This window comes from Paraglaciecola sp. (genome assembly GCF_051252315.1).
Lineage (GTDB): Bacteria > Pseudomonadota > Gammaproteobacteria > Enterobacterales > Alteromonadaceae > Paraglaciecola.
Genome location: NZ_JBPOFP010000052.1, coordinates 12,699 through 32,766 on the forward strand (window position 1 = coordinate 12,699; position 20,068 = coordinate 32,766).

Here is a 20,068-nt window from a genome sequence, read left to right on the forward strand (position 1 = left end):
TAGTTTATTTAGGTAACTATTGCTCTTCAAGTAGTGCCTTGGCTATTGTCCTGAATCCTTGCGCGGTAGCGCCTGCCGGCAAATGTGTTGTATTTCCTGAATTATATGCTGCGGCTAAATCGATATGTAGCCAGCCTGAGCCTTGTTCGTTAACAAAACGAGATAGGAAACCCGCTGCATTAGATGCTCCGCCACCCCCACCTCCTTTTTGAGGTCTACTGTTTGCTGTATCAGCAAAAGCAGACGGGCATTTGTTTTTATGCCATTTTTCTAGGGGTAAAGACCAAGCCGGCTCTTGCTCCTCGTTTGCATAGTTAAGAAGCCGTTGCTCAAGCGATTTGTCTAGAGAGAAAAATGCATTGTACTCAGTGCCCAGAGCAACTTGTGCGGCTCCTGTTAGAGTCGCTGCATCTAAAATCAAATTACTGCCTGTTGCACTTGCCGCAAGTAATCCGTCGGCTAAAACTAGTCTTCCTTCCGCATCAGTATTTACCACTTCTACACTAGTGCCATTTTTGTAAGTAATAACATCGCCAAGTTTGTATGCATGGCCACTGATTAAGTTTTCAGCACAGCATAAAAAGAGTTTAACTCTTTTTTGTAACCCCCTAAGTATTGCTAAACCTAATCCACCAGTCACTGTTGCGGCCCCACCCATGTCACATTTCATACTGAGCATGCCCTCACTACTTTTAATGCTGTAACCACCGCTATCAAAAGTAATACCCTTGCCGACTAGGCAAGTTGATACGGGTGTATCTGGATTTCCGGTAGGATTAAAATCTAATTCCAATAATACTGGAGGACGAGTACTGCCTCTTCCAACATGATAAATACCCATCCATCCTTGTTCTTTTAACTGTTCTCCAGTACACAAAGAGTAATGAATGGATTGTTCTGTAAGGGATTGTAGCCAATTCACACATTTTTTAGCCAATATCTCAGGTGATAGATCTTCTGGGGTTGAATTAATGAGGTTACGAGTAAATAACATACATTGGTAACGGTTCATTAATTCAGGCTTATTGATGTCATCACACCATTGAATATGCAATTGTTTTTGGGTGGTTGTGAAGCTTTGAGCCAAAGCCCACTGTTGTTCAATTTCCCATTCCCCCTCTAAAACAACTTGCAGAATACCTAAAGCATCTAATTGTCGACCCGCTTTTTGAATTATCGCTAAATTATTATCTTGTTCAGATATATGAATACTGGCCTGATTATTTTCTATACTTAGAACCGAGTTAGGTGCATAAAACTCTGCAGGTGGCTGCGTTGTAAGAACGATAGATAAACGAGACATGATTACTCCAATCAACTATATATTTGTTAGAATACCACGCAAATTCTCCGTTTTTAATTTATATGCAATACCCAAAATTAATCCAAGGTACGTTAATTAAACGATACAAACGTTTTTTAGCTGATGTTCAATTAGAAGACGGCAGTGTGGTAACAGCACATTGTCCCAATACTGGGGCAATGACAGGTTGTGCAGAGGCTGGGTGGTTAGTTTGGCTATCACCTAGTACTAATCCTAAGCGCAAATTGGCTTACACTTGGGAGGTTGTTAAAACGGCAAAACATCACTGGATAGGTGTTAATACTCATAAAGCCAATGCTATTGTAAAAGAAGCTTTAGAACAGAATGTCATTTCAGAGTTAGATGGATATAGCCGTCACCAATCAGAAGTTAAGTTTGGTGAAGAAAATAGTCGGGTAGACTTTTTATTAACGTCTGATGATAGGCTTGATTGTTACGTGGAAGTGAAATCGGTCACATTATTACAAAATGAAGTGGGTTATTTTCCCGATGCCAAAACAATCAGAGGACAAAAACATTTAAGAGAACTAAGCTCTATAGTTAAACAAGGTAAACGGGCGGTACTACTCTTTTGTGTGCAGCATACGGGGATTGAATTAATGAGTGTTGCTGAGCATATTGATCCTGATTATGCTAACGAATTGAAATTGGCTATTGAAAATGGTGTCGAAATATTGTGTTATGGTTGTCACATCGATGCAGAAAATATCTATATAAATCAAACTCTGAAGTTTTTTATTAACGTTAATAGTTGATTTTTCCAACAAAGGAACCATATAGCCTGCTCAAAATAGATTTTATTCCAGCGGAAAAGCTGAACGCAAATAAATTGCCTGTGTAATGGCTTTCTGATATACATAGCCGCCTGCACATGACAGCTCGTGCCGTAGTTTAGGAGAATTGGCAGATGCCAACAACAAAAACAAATAAAACACTTGGATTATTAGCTTTAGCCGGATTGACTCCTTATGAGGAGAAAAAAGGCGAAGAGTATATGAGCGATGCTCAATTAAAGCATTTTAATTTATTGCTTAAAGCCTGGAGAGATCAGTTACGTCAAGAAGTTGATCGTACTGTTCATCATATGCAAGACGAAGCTGCTAACTTTCCAGACCCAGTTGATCGCGCTGCTCAAGAAGAAGAGTTTAGCCTTGAATTACGTACTCGTGATAGAGAGCGTAAACTGATTAAGAAAATCGAAAAGACACTTAAACGAATTGATGAAGATGATTTTGGTTTTTGTGATGCTTGTGGTATCGAAATTGGTGTACGTCGTCTAGAAGCCAGACCAACTGCCGATATGTGTATCGATTGTAAAACCATGGCAGAAATAAAAGAAAAGCAACTTCAAGGTTAGTTTTGTGAGCTCCACTCAAATCAATTTGAGTGGAGTATTAAGTCACTGACTTAGTTGATTTCGACTTCTTGTCTTCTTCACATCCTCATGATGCATATAATTATGTAGGGCGCTTTGCTCCCTCTCCTTCTGGTCCTCTTCATTTTGGCTCTTTGGTTACAGCGTTAGGTAGCTACTTACAGGCAAAGTCAAATGGAGGTAAGTGGTTACTTCGTATTGAAGATATAGACCCTCCTAGAGAAATTCTTGGAGCCAGTGATAGTATTTTACGTTGTCTAGAAGCCCATCAACTTTATTGGGACGAATCTGTTGTTTATCAAAGTGATCGTAGTGCTCTATACCAATCTAAGATAGATTGGTTGCATCAGCAGGGCTTGAGTTACCATTGTCGATGCACTCGTGTGCAATTATCTCGTTTAGATAGACAACAAGTGTGTGAATGCCTTGATCAAAACTATCCATCTAAAAATCACGCAACCCGATTTAAATTTTCACAGCCAAGCAGGCATTTTGATGATGAGTTGTTAGGTCGAGTTGTCTTTGATCAAAGTCAATTGGCTTCTCAATTTGCGATTCGTCGAAAAGACGGGCTATTTGCTTATCAGTTAGCTGTGGTAGTGGATGATATGCAGCAAAACATAACTGAAATTGCAAGAGGAGCAGACTTATTGTCTGCTACAGCGTATCAAATTGGCCTGTATAATGCGTTTGAATACCCCATTCCCAAGTTTTTACATTTTCCTGTTGTAGTGTCTGAACCGGGAAAAAAATTAAGCAAGCAAAATCACGCTGCGGCTGTTAATAATAAGTTTGCTTCTAATAACTTGGTGTCTGCCTTAAAATTTTTAGGAATGCAGGTCCCAAATACACTAATGAGTGAGTCAGTTTCAGAGATTTTGAGCTGGGCGATTACAAATTGGCAAATAACTAACGTAGAAGCTATAACTGAGCGCATTGATAATAGAATTGCGGGGGAAGACACGTTATGATTGGCGCCCAAATTTTTAGCTCGCATTGAGTACAGGAGCATTTGTTATTATTTCTCGAGTGATAGACAAGGTAAAAGGGGCGTTACGTCCTAAAAATGCAGACAAGCCTGCAGATCTTGTTGCTACGGTTATTCCCCGTTCTGAACATACTGTTTCCCGCGAGCATATAAGTGATAACGCGTTAAAGGTACTTTATCGCTTACACAATAGTGGGTATCAAGCCTACTTGGTTGGTGGCTGTATTAGAGACGTAATGTTAGGTAAAGAACCTAAAGATTTTGATGTCACTACAGACGCAACACCTGAACAAATTAAGGGATTGTTTCGCAATTGCCGTTTGATTGGTCGTCGTTTCCGACTTGCGCATATAGTATTTGGCCGAGAAATAATTGAAGTTGCCACTTTTCGTGGCCATCATGAAAATACTACGGATAAAGAATCAAAGGTCAGTAAACAAAGTGACCATGGCCAATTGTTACGAGACAACGTATTTGGCAGCATAGAAGAAGACGCACAGCGTCGCGATTTCACTATCAACGCGATGTATTACAATATTGCAGATTATTCTATTAGTGATTTTGCTGGTGGCATGCAAGCCATCAAAGATAGAAAAATTGATTTAATTGGTGACCCTGAGCTTCGTTATAAAGAAGATCCTGTACGTATGTTAAGAGCGATACGTTTTGCCGCCAAGCTAAATATGACGATTAGCAAAAGTACTGCAGAGCCCATTAAGCGAATGGCTCCATTGATGGCGAATATACCTCCGGCTAGATTGTTTGAAGAAGTGTTGAAGTTACTGTTGTCCGGGCAGGGACTAGAAACCTACAAATTATTGTCTGAATATCACTTATTTGAACCTTTGTTTCCACAACTTGCTCCTTTATTATTACAAGCTGAAAGTCGAGAAAGTAAATTTGTAGAGCAAGTGCTTACCAACACTGATAACCGTATTAATACTGGGCAGAGAGTGACCCCCGCGTTTATTTTTGCAGCGTTTATGTGGTATCCGTTAGAAGAGCGTTGTCAGCAATTGATGGCTGAAGGGGGGCTTAATCATTTTGATGCCTTTAATTTAGCTTTAAATGATGTGTTAAATCGCCAGATCCAGCGCATTATGATCCCCAAACGTTTTAGCATACCGATACGTGATATTTGGCAATTACAAAACCGACTACCTAAACGTTATGGCCGAAGAGCATATCAGTTGTTAGAACATCCTAAGTTTAGAGCGGCATATGACTTTTTACTTTTACGTGGTCAAATAGAAGGCGGAAAACTTTTAGAGTTGGCTGAGTGGTGGACTGATTTTCAAGAAGCAGATGACGACCAGCGTAAAACCATGTTAAATATTTTACGTGATAAAGACGGTGGTGCACCAAAACGCAATCGCCGCAAGCGCAAGAAGCCTAAAACTTCATCATGAATTCTGTTTACATTGGTTTAGGCAGCAACTTGTCTAAACCACAAAAGCAGTTGAATAATGCGCTTCAATCACTGTCGGCTTTACCTAGTTCTCAGCTAATCCAATGTTCTCATTTTTATATCAGTCAACCCATGGGGCCAAAAGACCAACCTGATTATGTCAATGCGGTCGCTTTGATAGAAACTAAACTTCAACCACTCGATTTATTAAAATGCACACAAGAAATTGAGTTGTTACAGGGGCGAGAACGAAAAGAAAATCGTTGGGGTCCACGTACCTTAGATCTTGATATCCTACTATATGGCAATCAGCAAATTACGTTGCCAAATTTGGTCATTCCTCATTATGGTTTGAAAAAACGCGAATTTGTTTTATACCCTTTATTTGAGATTGCTCAGGAATTAACTTTACCTTGTGGCGAAAAGTTATCTAAGCTGGTTGACTTGTGTCCTAAAAATGGACTCAGAGCAATTGAGCTAAAATAAGCTCAAATCTAGAATTTTTAGAAAATATCCGTATAGTGCGCGTACCTGACAATTCACTCGGCAACCAACTGGGGTAAATCTAATGAAAAAAGTAACTATTTCTACTTTGCTTAAAATGAAGCAGGACAAACAAATCATTAGTGCGCTGACTGCTTACGATGCTAGTTTTGCCAAACTCTTTGATGAACAAGGGGTGGATGTTTTATTAATTGGTGATTCACTGGGCATGGTGTTACGCGGTGACGATGACACTCTAAGTGTCACCATGGATAATATGGCTTATCACACTCGATCTGTAAGACAGGGCGTTGAACGGGCTTTTGTGATTGCCGATATGCCTTTTATGTCATATTCAACACCTGAACAAGCTTACCTAAATGCAGCTGACTTAATGCGTGCCGGTGCAAGTATGGTCAAAGTTGAAGGAGGCAGTTGGTTATTAGATACCATTAGAGGATTGCAAGAACGCAGCGTGCCTGTTTGTGGCCATCTTGGTTTAACACCTCAGTCAGTTCATGTATTCGGCGGCTTCAAAGTGCAAGGTCGAGATGATTTGCAAGCAGAAAACATTCTTGAGCAGGCTAAACAGTTAGAACAAGCAGGTATACAATTATTGGTTTTAGAATGTATTCCTACTGACTTGGCTGCAAAAATTTCTGAAGCGTTAAGTATTCCTGTTATCGGTATTGGTGCCGGTGTTAAAACAGATGGTCAAATACTCGTGATGCACGACATGTTTGGTATCAGCGCTAATTATATGCCTAAGTTTTCCAAAAATTACTTACTAGAAACCGGCGATATTCGTAAAGCTGTTCAGCAATATATTCAAGAAGTGCAAAATGGTGAATTTCCGTCAGCCGAACATAGTTTTAATTAGGGTAAATTGGCATGAACATAATTAGCGACATTACAACATTGCGTCAAATAAGGCGTACTTGGCAGACTGATGGCAAGGTAATCGCTTTTGTGCCTACTATGGGCAATTTGCATCAAGGTCATTTAAATTTGGTGCGAGAAGCAAAAAAGCACGCAGATATTGTTGTCGTGTCTATATTTGTTAATCCCATGCAATTTGGTCCTGATGAAGATCTTGATGCTTATCCTAGAACTTTGGATAACGATAAAGCTCAATTAGAAGCCTTAGACGTTAACGCTTTATTCATGCCTAAGGCGAGTGACATTTATGCACGTGGTTTAGAGCATCAAACCTTTGTAGAAGTGCCTGGGTTGTCTTATATGATCTGTGGAGCCAGCCGTCCTGGTCACTTCCGTGGCGTGGCGACTATAGTCTGTAAATTATTCAATATGGTGCAGCCTAACTTAGCCTTTTTTGGTGAAAAAGACTTTCAGCAATTACAGGTAATTAAGGCTATGGTCACCGACTTGTCTATGAACCTTAATGTTTTTGGCGTGCCAACGACTAGAGAATCAGACGGTCTAGCTATGAGTTCAAGAAATCAGTATTTAACTAAATTAGAGCGTAAGTTAGCGCCTACTTTATATGTTAAAATGCAAGCTCTGGCCGATGAAATAAATTTGGGACGAAGAGACTTTACACGCTTAACTGCTGAGTACAAACAAGAATTAGCAAGACTTGGTTTTAATCCTGATTATTTAGAAATACGCAGTAGTGAATCTTTGTTGCAGCCTAGCCATGAAGACTCAAAGCTTGTTTTATTAGCAGCAGCATTTTTAGGCAAAACCCGCTTAATTGATAATTTGCAGATTTCACTTTAGCTGTAAGGACATAACTTAATACGGTTTTTATTGGGTTAAACTCTTCCAAGTTCGGGTGTTGGTTGCAATAGACACCTGTTCATCCAAGATATTGTGTAAATCGACTTCTGTAGTAAGTGGGTTGGCCAAAACCACTCGGAAAACAGTGATAGATTGGTCGGGATATTTTTCGATTTGTAACCGTGTTCTAGACACAAATGACTTGCCCGCCTCCCTTTGCCTTTTTTGAACTGCTACGGTTAATTTGTCTAGCTCAATGTTTAATGCGTGGGCTATTTTCGGATTTTTGTTCAATTTAGACTGAATGCTCTGCGGCACAATCCTGTATGTAAGCAAAGATAAGGTTGGTGGTGTTACTAATTCAAAGTCAGCATGTTGTTCTATCATTTTTGCGAATAGTTGAGCTTTTTCTATGCTCTGATTAATCAACAACTCGTAACCTTTACGACCAAAAATATGTAAAGACGCATAAACCATCATCGCCATACCATTTCTTGAGCCCTCAAGAGTAGTCGCCCCTAAGTCTTTTGAGCCTGCTCGCAAAATGTATTGTGCATTGTGGCGCACTGTATTGCTATCATTTGGATCTTTAAACAACACCATTCCTGCACCCATAGGCACATACATTTGTTTATGCGCATCTAAAGTCACTGAGTCGGCTTTTTCTATGCCCTTTAATAATTTAAGGTGCTGTTGAGAAAACAAGGTTGCCCCGCCCCAAGCCGCATCTACATGGAAGTGACACCCTAATTCTTTAGCTACGGCAGCCAATTCATCTAAAGGGTCAATGTGCCCGGTTTCTGTCGTACCTGCTATTCCAACTATTGCTAAAACTTTATTACCTTCAGCTTGATACTGTTGACCTACTTTAAGGGCTTGTTCTGCTGACAATGTTTGTGTTGGACAATCAATGGTGAGCATCTGCTGGCGACCTAAAGCGAGTATATCTACGGCTTTGGATAAGGAATAATGTCCTCTTTTAGAACATATTACACCCATCTTTTTATAGCCATAATGCATCATGCCGGCAGCCATGCCTTCTTGGGCAACTCCTCGGAATTGTGGTGTGGCAGCTAATGCTTTGTTTCTTGCTACCCATAGCGCTGTGATGTTGGCTACTGTGCCACCAGAACAAAATGCACCCAATGCATGATTCGCACTATGTAAATAGGTACTATAAAAGTCGCTGGATTGTTTATAAACCAATTCGTGCATCATACCCAGAACTTGTCTTTCCAATGGAGTAAATGCTTTAGACGTTTCGATTTTTACTAAGTTTTGGTTTAAGCCAACTAATAATTTGGCTAGAGGAAGATGGAAATAGGGTAATGCAGAGGTCATATGCCCGATAAAGGTCGGTGAATAGGTATTGACCGAATTTGCCACTAATTTTTCGAGAAGTGTTTCAGCATGTTTAGAGACAAACTCGGGGGACTCCGGAACAGCATACTCAGCAAAACTCTTTTCTATTTGTTCTAATGAATTAACTTTAGTCACAACATGTTGTGATAAGAAATCAGCCAGGTTATCTGAAAGGTGTTTTTCGATTTGTGCAAGTTTAGAATCTTGCCCTTCGGGCATAGTAAATACTTTATACAAGTGTTCTAAACTAACTTCAGCTCCACCCACTCTGACGACCTTATTGATAATATTGAAGTCGCGAACTTTACCTTAAATATGGCCGGAGACCAATAGTTCAGGCAAAAGCATCCGTTTAGAATGTGGTAATTGTGAAAGTTTTGTTATATTTTTGATTAAACTGCAATGAGAAATACCTTAATTATGCAAGTAACTGAAGTTACAGAAAGTTTTAGTTTAGATAGTGTGGTTCCATTTTTTCAGCCCATTATGGATTTGAGCCATGATGCAGTTTGGAGCTATGAGTGTTTAGCTAGGTTGATGACATTGGACGAACGGGCGTGTTTACCTAGTGAGTTTTTGTATTTAGTTGAACGACACGATCTGGTGGCTGAGCTCACCCAAACTATTTTCAATCGCAGTGCTAATTATTTTAGAGACATTAATATGGCTTGGAATATTAATGTTAGTTTATCTGATTTATCAGACCCTACCATTCATAGATTCTTGATGTCAGAACTTAAAAGTTATCCCAATCCTCAGCGTATTTCTGTTGAAATCACGGCGCAAAATGCGCTACTAGAGAGCGCGCATTTTTCTGAATTTTCAGAGATTTGCCAGTCACTAAATATCAAAATGGTCATTGATCATTTCGACCCTGATAAAACTGACTTACAAGGTATTTTAGCCTTGCCTATCTCAGCGATTAAAGTGTCGGGAGAGGTGTTTGAAAACGCTGTGTTAAATACGGAATCTGCCAATAAAACTAAATTACTTATTGAGCTTTGTGAGCAAAATAATATAGCGGTAATAGCAGAACATATTGAACAAAAGAATACCTTGGATGCCGCAAAACGTATGGGCGTTAAATACGCTCAAGGGTTCTATTTTTGTCAACCAAGTGCGTCTACAAACTAATACCGATCAGCAATAATAGGTCTATTCTATCGGCTCATTGGCTCGAGTGAACTTTAATCTAAGTCAGCCAAAAGTTGCCAGCTTTTTTGACCGCTTAACCAATATTTTCTTTCAAAAGGTGTGATAGCGGGTTCACTTGTGTACTCATTCACCTGATTTTTAATATTAGCCAGTTTTAATGCTTCTGAAAACTCTTGGATATAGAGTTGCCAATTGCTTCGTACTTCTAATTTCCCACCTAGTTTTAAAATGTCTGTTAAGGCAGAAGTTGCATACCAACGTCTTTGCAAATGTGCCGACTTAGGGTACGGGTTTGGATACAACAAGTAATGTTTATCGAGTTTGATTTTTTCAAGAACTAATAGTCTTAAAAAATCATTAAGATCAGCGCGTACAATAATATAGTTATCTAGGTTTTCAGCGTATGACTGATGTTTATCAGTACGCACGGCCGATTTATCTATGCCAATTATTTTGGCATCTGGATGATTTCTTGCAATGTTTGCAGTGCTTTCACCTACTCCGCAACAAGAGTCGAGAATGAATTGACCCTGCCAATTGTCTAGCCATTCCATGCTTTGAGAAAATGCTGATTGGGTATGTTCAGAAAAAGGTTTTTGACTAGTCGAATTTAAGTGACGGGTTACCACTTTTTCAAGATTCGGATGAATACCAATCTGATTGGTACTAATAGATCGCGCTTGGTTTTGCATGCGTTATTTACACTTCACTTTTAATTATTTCTATTTTAAATCAACTACGAATACCTACACCACGATTTATTAGTGAGTAAGCAAAACTAATTAGCACAATATTAAAGGCAACTAACAATCCAAGGGAAATATAATGGTTAATATCAGATACACCTAAAAATCCATATCGAAAGCCATTTACCATATACACAATAGGGTTAATCTTACTTACGTGTTGCCAAAACTCAGGCAATAGACTTAATGAATAAAATACGCCACCAAGATAAGTTAATGGGGTGAGTACAAAAGTAGGGATTATGCTGACATCGTCAAATGAATTAGCGAATATGGCATTTATCAGTCCCGCAGTTGCAAATAGGATAGCAGTAAGTAGTAAGGTGATGATGATCATACCTAGACTATAAATTTGAATATCAACAAAAAATAATGAAACACATGTCACAATAACGCCAATTATCAATGCTCTTGCAACACCACCACCCACAAAACCGGCAATAATAATCCAGTTAGATACAGGCGCAACTAATAACTCTTCAATATTCCTCTGGAACTTGGCGCTATAAAATGAGGATGACACATTGGCATATGAGTTTGTAATCACTGCCATCATAATCAAACCTGGTACAATAAACTCCATATAACTAAAGCCGCCCATTGTACCTATTCGATTGCCAATTAAATTGCCAAAAATCACAAAGTACAATGACATAGTGATAGCAGGAGGGATGAGAGTTTGTACCCAAATTCTCAAAAAACGTTGGCATTCTTTGCGCCAAATGGTGAGTAGCGCAACCCAGTTTAAGTTATTCATCTGCTTTTTCTCCTTCAGCAGTGACCTGGGAAGAACGTCCCGATTCGACCATTCGTACAAAGAGCTCTTCTAAACGATTTGATTTATTACGCATACTTAATACCTGAATGTCTTGTTGTGAGAGTTGTTCAAACACTGCATTTAAGCTTGCTTCTTTTGGTACATCTACTTCTAGAGTATGGGCGTCTAGTAATCGAGTTTCGAATCCTGAAAGCGATAAAGAATCTATGTTCTTAGATAGATCTAAGATAAATGTTTCAATGTTTAAGGTTGCTAAGAGTGACTTCATGCTAGTGTTTTGGACTATGCTACCTTTATCAATTATCGCTATGTTTTTACAAAGGTTTTCAGCTTCTTCTAAATAATGGGTGGTTAAAATAATGGTGACACCCTGTTCGTTCAAGTCTTGTAAAAAAGTCCACATAGAACGGCGTATCTCTATGTCAACACCTGCCGTTGGTTCGTCAAGAATAAGCATTCTAGGATTATGCATTAAAGCTCTAGCAATCATCAATCGTCTTTTCATGCCTCCCGAAAGCTGCCGCGCTGCGACGTTACGTTTATCCCATAGGTCGAGTTGTTTAAGGTACTTTTCGGCACGCGGTATCGCGTCTTTTTTAGAGACACCATAATATCCAGCTTGGTTTAGCATGATTTGCCATAGGGGTTCAAACTGATTGAAATTAAACTCTTGTGGGACTAGGCCTATACATGATTTTGCTTGTATGGGTTGTTTGTCTAGAGAGTATTCAAATATTTGAATATCGCCGTCCGATTTATTAACTAAAGAACTAACAATACCGATAGTGGTAGATTTTCCTGCACCATTTGGGCCAAGCAATGCAAAAAAGTCACCTTGTTTTACTTCCAGATCTATACCGGACAAAGCCTGTGTGCCACCTTTATATGTCTTAGTTAACCCTTTAATATTCAGCGCATTCATGCAATTAGCCTTGCTTAATTATTTTTCCCAATACCCAAAAACCTTAAAGCTTTTTTTACTTAAGGTTTTTGGGTCAATGAGAAAGGAAATATAGCTGATAGATATTGAGTTTATTGGGCTATTTTCAAGTCTTTGTTATTAAATTAGGCTTAAATCGCAAGGGCTTTTACTATGTACCTATAGGTGGGGTTTGGTTTTAAGCTATCAAACGGATAACAGGTAATTAACGTTAACCCACTGTGAGAATTAGATTGGTCGCTGTCTTCAGAATCAGAATACAGATACTCCACTTGAGATTGGTGTGCAATGCGTAAACTTTGCACTTTATAAGTTTCCCGATTGTTTGCTGTTTTCACTTCGATCATGTCTCCTTTTTGTAGGTATTTTAACTTGTTAAATTGTGTGTCTCTGTGTCCAACAATGACGCTATTTCCACCATTGCCGGGTAATGGTGTTGCGCTTACATGGGCCGGTGCAAAAGCTAAATTACGTGGGCTGGCTCCAGCTAACACATAATAACTTGTATCTTGAAAGAGCAACTCGGCAACGGGATACGTGTCAGCCCATGGCCAAGGTGGTTTTTGTTCTTGCGAAACAAGATTGTTATCCCAAGCTTTTGCAATAAGATACTGAGCGAATTCGGCCTTTAAGAATATATAAACTCCGGAAGAAAATTGGTAAAAGCCTAAAGTCAAAACTAAGGCTAACCATTTATATTTCAGTACAAAGTTTACTAACGACAAAGACGTTCTCTTCTTCTTAAAAGACAATGTGTGCATAGTGAAACCCCCATTAAAATCAGGCCAATTAATAGTTTAAGTTCAGCGTTTGTTGCGGTTTGAGGAAGCTGGCCAACCTGCTGATTTGTCTTTTTATGTGAGCCAGCGGGGAATCGATTCAAAATATTTTTATGTTTGGCGTTTAAACTTGCCGGTTTTGTGGGGGTGATATCCACAGCAACTAAACTGGTGTATTGACTGACGATATGATGCTTTAATGCAGTTTGGGTGATCATTGAACGGTATTCGTCGGGTGTTCCTAAACTATTATTTGAGGAAATTGACGCTCGGCGTTTGTCCCGTGTTAACTGGGCTATTTTTTCTCTTGCCCATAATACGTTTAAGCCGGAATGTCGTGTTTGACTTGTAGATTGCAATTGACTCGACCAAGGCTTATTTTGAAACATGCCAGATAAGGTGAGTTCTGCTTCAGACCCTTCTGAGAATATTAGTTCTGAATCATTTGGTTTTTGACGATAACTTAATATTAACGCTTCACCTAAATACAAATCTCCAATCTTATTCGGATAAATTTCAAAAAACTTGTTATTCGTTAGTTTATGGGTGTCGACTTGCAACTCTACATTCGTCAACGCTGGGTGGCTGAGTTTATTTAATAAGGCCTGCATTTTGTCTTTTACTTGAGAGGTTGAGCCTATATAAGTGAATGTGCCTTTCCCCATTTTGGCAGCTTCTGTCATGAAATAACTGTTGGGTGCGCTGCCAATTCCCACTGTAAATAATCTAGATTGGTTGATGTTTTGCTCTATTAAAGACATCAGTGACTCCTCGTTAGATACACTACCGTCTGTGATAAACACTATTTGCCGTAATCTAGAAGATGCTTGCTCTTGTGTTTCTTGAATTGCAGAAGGTGGTTGTTCGAATGCCAGATTAAATGCTTTGGACATATGTGTGCCACCATTGGCTTGAAGTTCAGCAACAAACTCAATAGCCAAGCTTTTGTTTTCATTACTGGCGATTTTAGGCGATGACCATAGATTTTGTGCGTAACTATTAAACTCAATAAGGTTAAAACTATCTTGGTTTGCAAGTTGATTAACCGCCAATATTAACGCTTGTTTAGCTTGTACAATAGATTCACCTTCCATAGAGCCTGACGTATCCAAAACAAAGATAACTTCTCTATTGGTTTGTATTGCCTGTGTATTTGACTCTTGTTGAGGCTGAGGAGGAAGCAACATGATTAACCCGTATTCTTCACCATCTACATTTTGTTTAAAATGCGATATTTGTGGTTGAGCACTTAATTCCGGTTGCCAGCTAAGTACAAAATCTTTGTTAGCAACTTGAGCTTCAGATAATTCAATGTGACGGCTACCGTCCGATAATCGTTTAGTGGTAATGGTATGAAATTCACTTTCTAAATTCTTTAGTTCAAACCCCGTTTTAAGGTTAGCGACCAGATTTACCTTATTGGTGCTTTTTGAGGCATGATAGACAGGCGTGTTCTCTAATTTTGAATCGCTTGTATCAGGTGGCGTATACCTAGGTGTGATCGTCATAGGAAAACGTAAACTATATTTTTGGTCTTTGTAATCCAACGTTTGTTGGTACTCAATACTGATTTCTATGGTTTCCCTTGGGCCAATATTGGCAACAGAATTAGTAAATACGTTTGGTCTTTGTTGAGTGATTAAGCTGGCCTTTTTACCCTGTTTTTTCGCTTGGTTATAAATTTTTAACGCTTGTTTCTTTTCCTTTATTTTACCTTCTATTTTGCGATCTCCGATTGTCATCAAGAGATGATCAACAGCAGCATTTTCTGGTAATGGAAATACGTACGTGCCATTAACCCAATCATCGCTGGCATTTTTAAACGTCTGAGTTAGACGAGTTCGGGCGATTATGCCCGTGATTTTAATATCGACATCGGTCTGTAATAGTGGACTTAAAGTGTAAGGCGGATCTTGCTTGGTTTGACCCGCTCGGTCTGAAACAAAATATAAGGTTCCTCCTTCAACCTTATCAACATCACTAATAAAATGATTCTTAAGAGGCTGAGGTGGAATATTTTGTTGTGACTCAGTAGATTGTTTAAGCTGAGATTTATTTGAAAATGCGGGCACTGCAAATTGCAGCGCCCCCATAACAATCATAACTAACGCAATGATTGCCAGTTTTTGAATGGAGGGCATGTTAGCTAATCCTGTTTACGTTAATGTAATAATTACTGATTAGCTGCGGTCATAGCTGACTGATTATCAGATACTTTTACGTGCACTCTGCGGTCAAAGAAGTCGTCTTCAAAGTTAACTCCAGCACTGACTAAAGAATTTTCGCCAAATGAGTTTGTGAGTACTTGCTCTTCTTTTACGTTTTTATTTATAAGATAAGATTTTACCGACTTAGCTCTTAGCTCAGATAAAGACTGGTTATAATCATTGTCACCTCTTTGGTCTGAAAAGCCTGATAAACTAACGGTTAATCTAGGATTTTGGGTTAATGTTTGAGCCACTAGATCTAGTTGGGATTTGTAATGTTCCTCTAATGTGTAGGAAGCGGTTTTAAATTGAATATTGCTTTCAAGCTCTGGGATGTTTTGTTCAAGAGTGCGGTCTAAAGACGCAATCTTAACCATTGCAATTTGTTGAGCTTGCTCAAACTTATCTTGTGCTGCCAACAAGTCATGCTCTTTTTTACGTAAAGATTTTTTAACCAGCTCAAGTTCGTTGTCTGAATTTACATCCTCCGCAATTAATAAGCCAACTATACCAGTGACCATGCCTCCCAAAGGCCCAGCTATAAGTGTTCCCACAATAACGCCCGAACCTAGGCCAATCATTTCGTTTTTCTTTTCTTGTTCATGCAATTCATTCGCTATTGTTTGTCCAGATAAAAGACAAGTGATTGCGATAGCCGTTATTTTTTTGTTGATTGATAATTTCATTTAGTTTCTCCAAAAAGGGTTGTTGATTAATTCCTCTCTAGTAAACAAAGATTTAATGGCCATTTTTTGGACATAAAATGGCAATGTGATGATCAAATGTGGCGAAAAAATGGAAATTTAACGGATTGTGCTTTTGGGTGGTTATGGGCAGCTAATTTTATTATATAGTCGAGTTATCAGTTTTCAGGAACACGGTTAATGTCAAAAAGAATAGCGTTAGTAGAAGATGACCAAGCTCTTAGAGAGAATTATATCTCAGCCTTAACAAAACAAGGTTACGAAGTGTTGCCTTATGCTAATCGACCCAGTGCTGAGCAGGCCTTTGCTGAAAAACTGCCTGATCTCGCGATCATTGATATCGGTTTAGAGGATGAAATTGATGGCGGTTTTGCTGTATGCCAGCAACTTAGAAGTTTGTCTAAAACTTTACCTATTATCTTTTTTACAGCCAGAGATAATGACTACGATACTATTTGTGGTTTACGGATGGGCGCAGATGACTATTTAACAAAAGACATCAGTTTGCCGCATTTATTAGCCAGAATTGCGGCCCTATTTAGGCGCACAGCTTTGCTGGGCATGCCTCAGCAACAAAGTGACACGGTACAAACTGGCGACCTGGTTATGGACACTAACCGAATGACTGTTGGTTGGAAAACACAATCTATAGAACTCACTGTGACAGAATTTTGGATGTTACATGCCATTGCTAAATACTCAGGCCATGTAAAAAGCCGGCAGCAACTTATGGATGAATCAAAAATGGTGGTGGACGACACTACTATTACTTCTCATATAAAACGTATTAGAAAAAAGTTTATGCAAATTGATCATGACTTTGATTGTATTGAAACTGTGTATGGCATGGGCTATCGCTGGAAGAGCCTATGATTATTTGCTCTACGCGGGTGTACTAAATGAGTCGATTTAGATTTGGCATTCGCCTTAAGTTATTGTTCTTTTCTTCATTTTTGTTGGCTATTCCATGGTTGGGTTATCAGTATGTGTGGGAGATGGAGGCGTACTTAAGAATTGGCCAAGAACAAACTATGGTGGGCACAGCCCGTGCTGTGGCTACAGCATTGCACGAACGCCCGGCTTTATTTGACAGCCAATCTTCCTACTTGAGTGATGTTAAACCAGGTACAGATCTTTATGCTCACAAAATTGCTTTTCCTATTCAACTAGATGGAAAGTTAGATGACTGGCTAGATTACCGACATCTCACCATGATGTATGGTGAATCGCACTTGTTTAAACAAAAAAGGGATTATCAAGCCCAAAGTCTGGGTTTTAAACATATGGTTGGACAATACGATAAGTATTTATATGCCATGTTTGACGTGACAGACGACAAGGTGTTGTTACGTCCACAAAACAGCTTACGGATAGACAGGAATGACTATTTACAGATTGCCATTACAGATGCAGCGGGCCAGTTTCAGCGCTACGCTGTAGCTCCCAAGAAAGAAGGGTGGGTAAATGCTTACTTACTAGAAGGCATCGGTGAAAAAGTAAGACCAATTAAGTTAGAAACCAAGATCCAAGGGCAGTGGCGTAATACTATAAACGGTTATCAATTAGAGTTACGTTTTCCGCTGGCTATGATGTCGAGCAAAATTGCCTTTGCAATTTTTGATGTCGATAACGAGAGAACTCGAGACGTTGAATATGTATTAGGCACGGCGGATCCCACTCAAGTTGATTCTTTGGGGACTGTGTTGGTGCCTTCTCCAGAAATAGAACAAATTCTCAAAGGATTAAAATATTCAAATGCTCGTGTGTGGGTGATAGACAAACACATGAGGGTATTAGCTCGTTCGGGAAATATTCAAGACGCAACAGGTGTAAAAATTAATTTATCTGAAACTGGCTCAAGGGGCTGGTGGCAATATGTAGAAAATAATTGGTTGCTGCCTCTGTATTATCAAATATTAACTAAACCTCCCGCCGAGTTTGTGGATGATTTAAGGGATGCGTTTTCCTTGCAAGGTCAAGACATCACTAAAGCTTTACAAGGAGAGCCCTCGTCTTTGTGGCGTTTAAGTTCAGACGATAAAGCGGTGATCATGTCGGCAGCACACCCAATTTATTTAGACGAGACAGTTATGGGCGCTGTTGTGGTGGAGCAAACCACCAATGGCATTCGCACGTTACGAAATAAAGCGTTAGAACGGCAGTTTCATTACATTTTGTTGGTGATATTAATCAGTACATTCGCATTATTTTTAATGGCTTCCAGAATTTCTTGGCGTATTCGTAAATTAAGAAACGAAACAGAAAGTGCGATTGATCATCATGGCAAAATTATTGGTGGTATACAGCCATCTCAAACTCGAGATGAAATTGGCGACTTATCTCGTAGCTTTACCCAAGTATTAAGCAAACTCAGCCAATATAATGCTTATTTAGAGAACATGGCTTCTCGTTTGTCTCATGAATTACGTACCCCTGTGGCAATTGTTAACTCATCTTTAGATAACTTGTCATTAGAAGAACAAAGTGAAGACAGTAAACAATACGTCGCGCGAGCAAAACAGGGCATAGTTAGGCTCAGTAAAATATTGTCAAATATGAGCGAAGCCACGCGTTTAGAACAAGCAATCCAAACTAGCGACCGTGAAACTTTTGATTTAGTTGAGTTATTACACGGATGTGTAGAAGGGTACAAAATGGCTTACCCCAATCGGAAATTCGATATACAAACAGCGGTGTCTGATTCTGCGTTAAATGGTGCTCCAGAGTTATTTGCCCAAATGTTAGACAAAATCATTGCTAATGCTGTTGAATTTAGTCAAGAAAACACCTGCATTAACTTACACATGGTGAATAGTGACAAAGACTTAGTCGTGACTATTGTGAATCAAGGCAGTTTATTACCTAAAGACATGCAAAATCAGTTGTTAGATTCTATGGTATCGGTACGTAAACAAAAAAACAGTGAACAACCTCATTTAGGACTAGGGTTATATATTGCCAAAATAATCGCGCAATTCCATTCTGGTGATATCAGAATAGATAATCTCAAAGATGAAACTGGTGTAGTGGTGACTTTAGTATTTAAGCCTTAATGTAGAATTATTCTTTATTGAAAATTTTGTATTGAATTAAACTAGACTTAAAATTAAATCAGAGGGACACTGAATACAGTGAACAAAATTAATTGGAGAATAAAATGATTTCAGCACGTGTTGCCGAATGTATGAGTAGGGATTTCGCCGAAATTCATCCTGAAATGATGGTCGCCGAGGCTTCATCAAACTTAATTAAAAAAGCCTTACTAGGTGGCCCTGTTGTAGACGACAATGGCAAACTTGTCGGTTGGATTTCTGAACAAGAATGTTTACAAGTAACCATTCAAGTTGTGTATCACAATATGCGTGTTGCGACCGTTAAGGATGTAATGCGTACAGATGTATTAACTGTGTCATTAAATGCAGACTTGTTAGACGTTGCTCAGCAAATGTTGAAAGAGAAACCTAAAAGTTACCCCGTTGTCGACGAAGACAATAAGGTAGTAGGGGTATTAACCCGCAGAGATATACTTAAAATGTTAGATAATAAATTAAGCGAGATGGCTTAGGTAAGCGCTAAATCAACAAAATAATAGGCACTCTCGAAATAAGACTCGGGAGTGCTTTTTGTTCTTACTTTATGTAAATGGCATTGTCTAAGCAGAGTAAGTGTTTTAATTAATAACAACCATCATATTCTTGCACACTTAATTCTTGGATTATTTCAACTGTCCCATCGGTAAATACCTGGACTAAATTCTCACCTCTAGTACCGCATAAATTATCCCAAGAAACCAACACCTTATAACCTAAAGCGTTCTTTTCATAGGCTTTAGGTTGGGTGCCTTTTCTATTTAAATATACGTAAACTTCAGCTTCTGTGTCTATGTAATCAAAAAATAACAATAGGTCATCTTGAGACTCAATGACTGTAATATCTCCTTCTAAAACAGCTACACCATATATGGCACAGTAGTTTGGTTGACATTGAGTGTCGAATCCATAGTCAGACTGAACCGCATTGAGTCTGGAAGATAACTCTGGCTGCAGTGCAGAATATTTATCTTGGTAGTATTTATACAA

20 protein-coding genes are annotated in these 20,068 nt (G+C 39.0%); 11 read left to right on the plus strand and 9 right to left on the minus strand.

The features are described 5' to 3' along the window. Positions 1-16 precede the first annotated feature (16 nt). Entirely contained in the window at positions 17-1,303 is a 1,287-nt protein-coding gene (gene pepB / locus ACSHXM_RS11780) for an aminopeptidase PepB (RefSeq protein WP_435688966.1), read from the minus strand. A gap of 62 nt (positions 1,304-1,365) precedes the next feature. Between pepB and sfsA the strand changes: the two genes are divergently transcribed. From sfsA to panC, 7 genes are all read left to right on the plus strand, one after another. Further along, complete coding sequence (gene sfsA / locus ACSHXM_RS11785) at positions 1,366-2,079, plus strand: DNA/RNA nuclease SfsA (RefSeq protein ID WP_435688967.1); 714 nt, start codon at positions 1,366-1,368, stop codon at positions 2,077-2,079. A gap of 152 nt (positions 2,080-2,231) precedes the next feature. Then, positions 2,232-2,681, plus strand: coding sequence for an RNA polymerase-binding protein DksA (gene dksA / locus ACSHXM_RS11790; protein ID WP_435688968.1), 450 nt, complete (start codon positions 2,232-2,234; stop codon positions 2,679-2,681). A gap of 68 nt (positions 2,682-2,749) precedes the next feature. Further along, entirely contained in the window at positions 2,750-3,670 is a 921-nt protein-coding gene (gene gluQRS, locus ACSHXM_RS11795; protein ID WP_435688969.1) for a tRNA glutamyl-Q(34) synthetase GluQRS, read from the plus strand. A 130-nt stretch (positions 3,671-3,800) separates the two neighbouring features. Then, the gene (pcnB, locus tag ACSHXM_RS11800) at positions 3,801-5,096 is read left to right on the plus strand and encodes a polynucleotide adenylyltransferase PcnB (protein WP_435688985.1); all 1,296 of its coding nucleotides are present in this window, start codon (positions 3,801-3,803) and stop codon (positions 5,094-5,096) included. After that, positions 5,093-5,581 carry a 2-amino-4-hydroxy-6-hydroxymethyldihydropteridine diphosphokinase gene (folK, locus tag ACSHXM_RS11805; protein WP_435688970.1) on the plus strand — a complete coding sequence of 163 codons (489 nt, stop codon included), beginning with the start codon at positions 5,093-5,095 and terminating at the stop codon, positions 5,579-5,581. Before pcnB ends, folK begins: the two co-directional genes overlap by 4 nt. Before the next feature lie 82 nt (positions 5,582-5,663). Beyond that, positions 5,664-6,458: a 3-methyl-2-oxobutanoate hydroxymethyltransferase gene (gene panB / locus ACSHXM_RS11810; RefSeq protein WP_435688971.1), complete on the plus strand. Its 795-nt coding sequence runs from the start codon at positions 5,664-5,666 to the stop codon at positions 6,456-6,458. An 11-nt stretch (positions 6,459-6,469) separates the two neighbouring features. Further along, positions 6,470-7,318, plus strand: a complete 849-nt coding sequence (panC, locus tag ACSHXM_RS11815) for a pantoate--beta-alanine ligase (protein WP_435688972.1) — start codon at positions 6,470-6,472, stop codon at positions 7,316-7,318. Positions 7,319-7,345: 27 nt separating this feature from the next. Here the strand turns inward: panC and panP are convergent, their stop codons facing one another. Next, positions 7,346-8,947, minus strand: a complete 1,602-nt coding sequence (gene panP / locus ACSHXM_RS11820) for a pyridoxal-dependent aspartate 1-decarboxylase PanP (RefSeq protein WP_435688973.1) — start codon at positions 8,945-8,947, stop codon at positions 7,346-7,348. A 153-nt stretch (positions 8,948-9,100) separates the two neighbouring features. On the opposite strand from panP, the gene ACSHXM_RS11825 reads away from it, so the two are divergent. Further along, positions 9,101-9,814, plus strand: a complete 714-nt coding sequence (locus ACSHXM_RS11825) for an EAL domain-containing protein (RefSeq protein WP_435688974.1) — start codon at positions 9,101-9,103, stop codon at positions 9,812-9,814. Positions 9,815-9,867: 53 nt separating this feature from the next. Here ACSHXM_RS11825 and trmB read toward each other — a convergent pair whose 3' ends face one another. The 6 genes from trmB to pdsO form a co-directional block, all read right to left on the minus strand. Continuing rightward, complete coding sequence (trmB, locus tag ACSHXM_RS11830) at positions 9,868-10,527, minus strand: tRNA (guanine(46)-N(7))-methyltransferase TrmB (RefSeq protein WP_435688975.1); 660 nt, start codon at positions 10,525-10,527, stop codon at positions 9,868-9,870. A gap of 40 nt (positions 10,528-10,567) precedes the next feature. Then, entirely contained in the window at positions 10,568-11,338 is a 771-nt protein-coding gene (locus ACSHXM_RS11835; RefSeq protein ID WP_435688976.1) for an ABC transporter permease, read from the minus strand. Then, positions 11,331-12,281, minus strand: coding sequence for an ABC transporter ATP-binding protein (locus ACSHXM_RS11840; RefSeq protein WP_435688977.1), 951 nt, complete (start codon positions 12,279-12,281; stop codon positions 11,331-11,333). Before ACSHXM_RS11840 ends, ACSHXM_RS11835 begins: the two co-directional genes overlap by 8 nt. A gap of 149 nt (positions 12,282-12,430) precedes the next feature. Beyond that, positions 12,431-13,024 carry a class GN sortase gene (locus tag ACSHXM_RS11845; RefSeq protein ID WP_435688978.1) on the minus strand — a complete coding sequence of 198 codons (594 nt, stop codon included), beginning with the start codon at positions 13,022-13,024 and terminating at the stop codon, positions 12,431-12,433. After that, positions 13,015-15,219, minus strand: a complete 2,205-nt coding sequence (locus ACSHXM_RS11850) for a marine proteobacterial sortase target protein (protein ID WP_435688979.1) — start codon at positions 15,217-15,219, stop codon at positions 13,015-13,017. The genes ACSHXM_RS11845 and ACSHXM_RS11850 overlap by 10 nt, the downstream gene beginning before the upstream one ends. 32 nt (positions 15,220-15,251) lie before the next feature. Further along, positions 15,252-15,971, minus strand: coding sequence for a sortase-associated OmpA-like protein PdsO (pdsO, locus tag ACSHXM_RS11855; RefSeq protein ID WP_435688980.1), 720 nt, complete (start codon positions 15,969-15,971; stop codon positions 15,252-15,254). 198 nt (positions 15,972-16,169) lie between these two features. On the opposite strand from pdsO, the gene pdsR reads away from it, so the two are divergent. From pdsR to ACSHXM_RS11870, 3 genes are all read left to right on the plus strand, one after another. After that, the gene (pdsR, locus tag ACSHXM_RS11860) at positions 16,170-16,862 is read left to right on the plus strand and encodes a proteobacterial dedicated sortase system response regulator (protein WP_435688981.1); all 693 of its coding nucleotides are present in this window, start codon (positions 16,170-16,172) and stop codon (positions 16,860-16,862) included. Between the two features lie 26 nt (positions 16,863-16,888). Next, positions 16,889-19,042 (plus strand): proteobacterial dedicated sortase system histidine kinase, encoded by a 2,154-nt coding sequence (pdsS, locus tag ACSHXM_RS11865; RefSeq protein ID WP_435688982.1) that lies wholly within the window; start codon positions 16,889-16,891, stop codon positions 19,040-19,042. Between the two features lie 104 nt (positions 19,043-19,146). Beyond that, positions 19,147-19,554: a CBS domain-containing protein gene (locus tag ACSHXM_RS11870; RefSeq protein ID WP_435688983.1), complete on the plus strand. Its 408-nt coding sequence runs from the start codon at positions 19,147-19,149 to the stop codon at positions 19,552-19,554. A 109-nt stretch (positions 19,555-19,663) separates the two neighbouring features. Here the strand turns inward: ACSHXM_RS11870 and ACSHXM_RS11875 are convergent. Then, positions 19,664-20,068: hypothetical protein (locus ACSHXM_RS11875; RefSeq protein WP_435688984.1), on the minus strand; the 405-nt coding region annotated here is incomplete at its 5' end.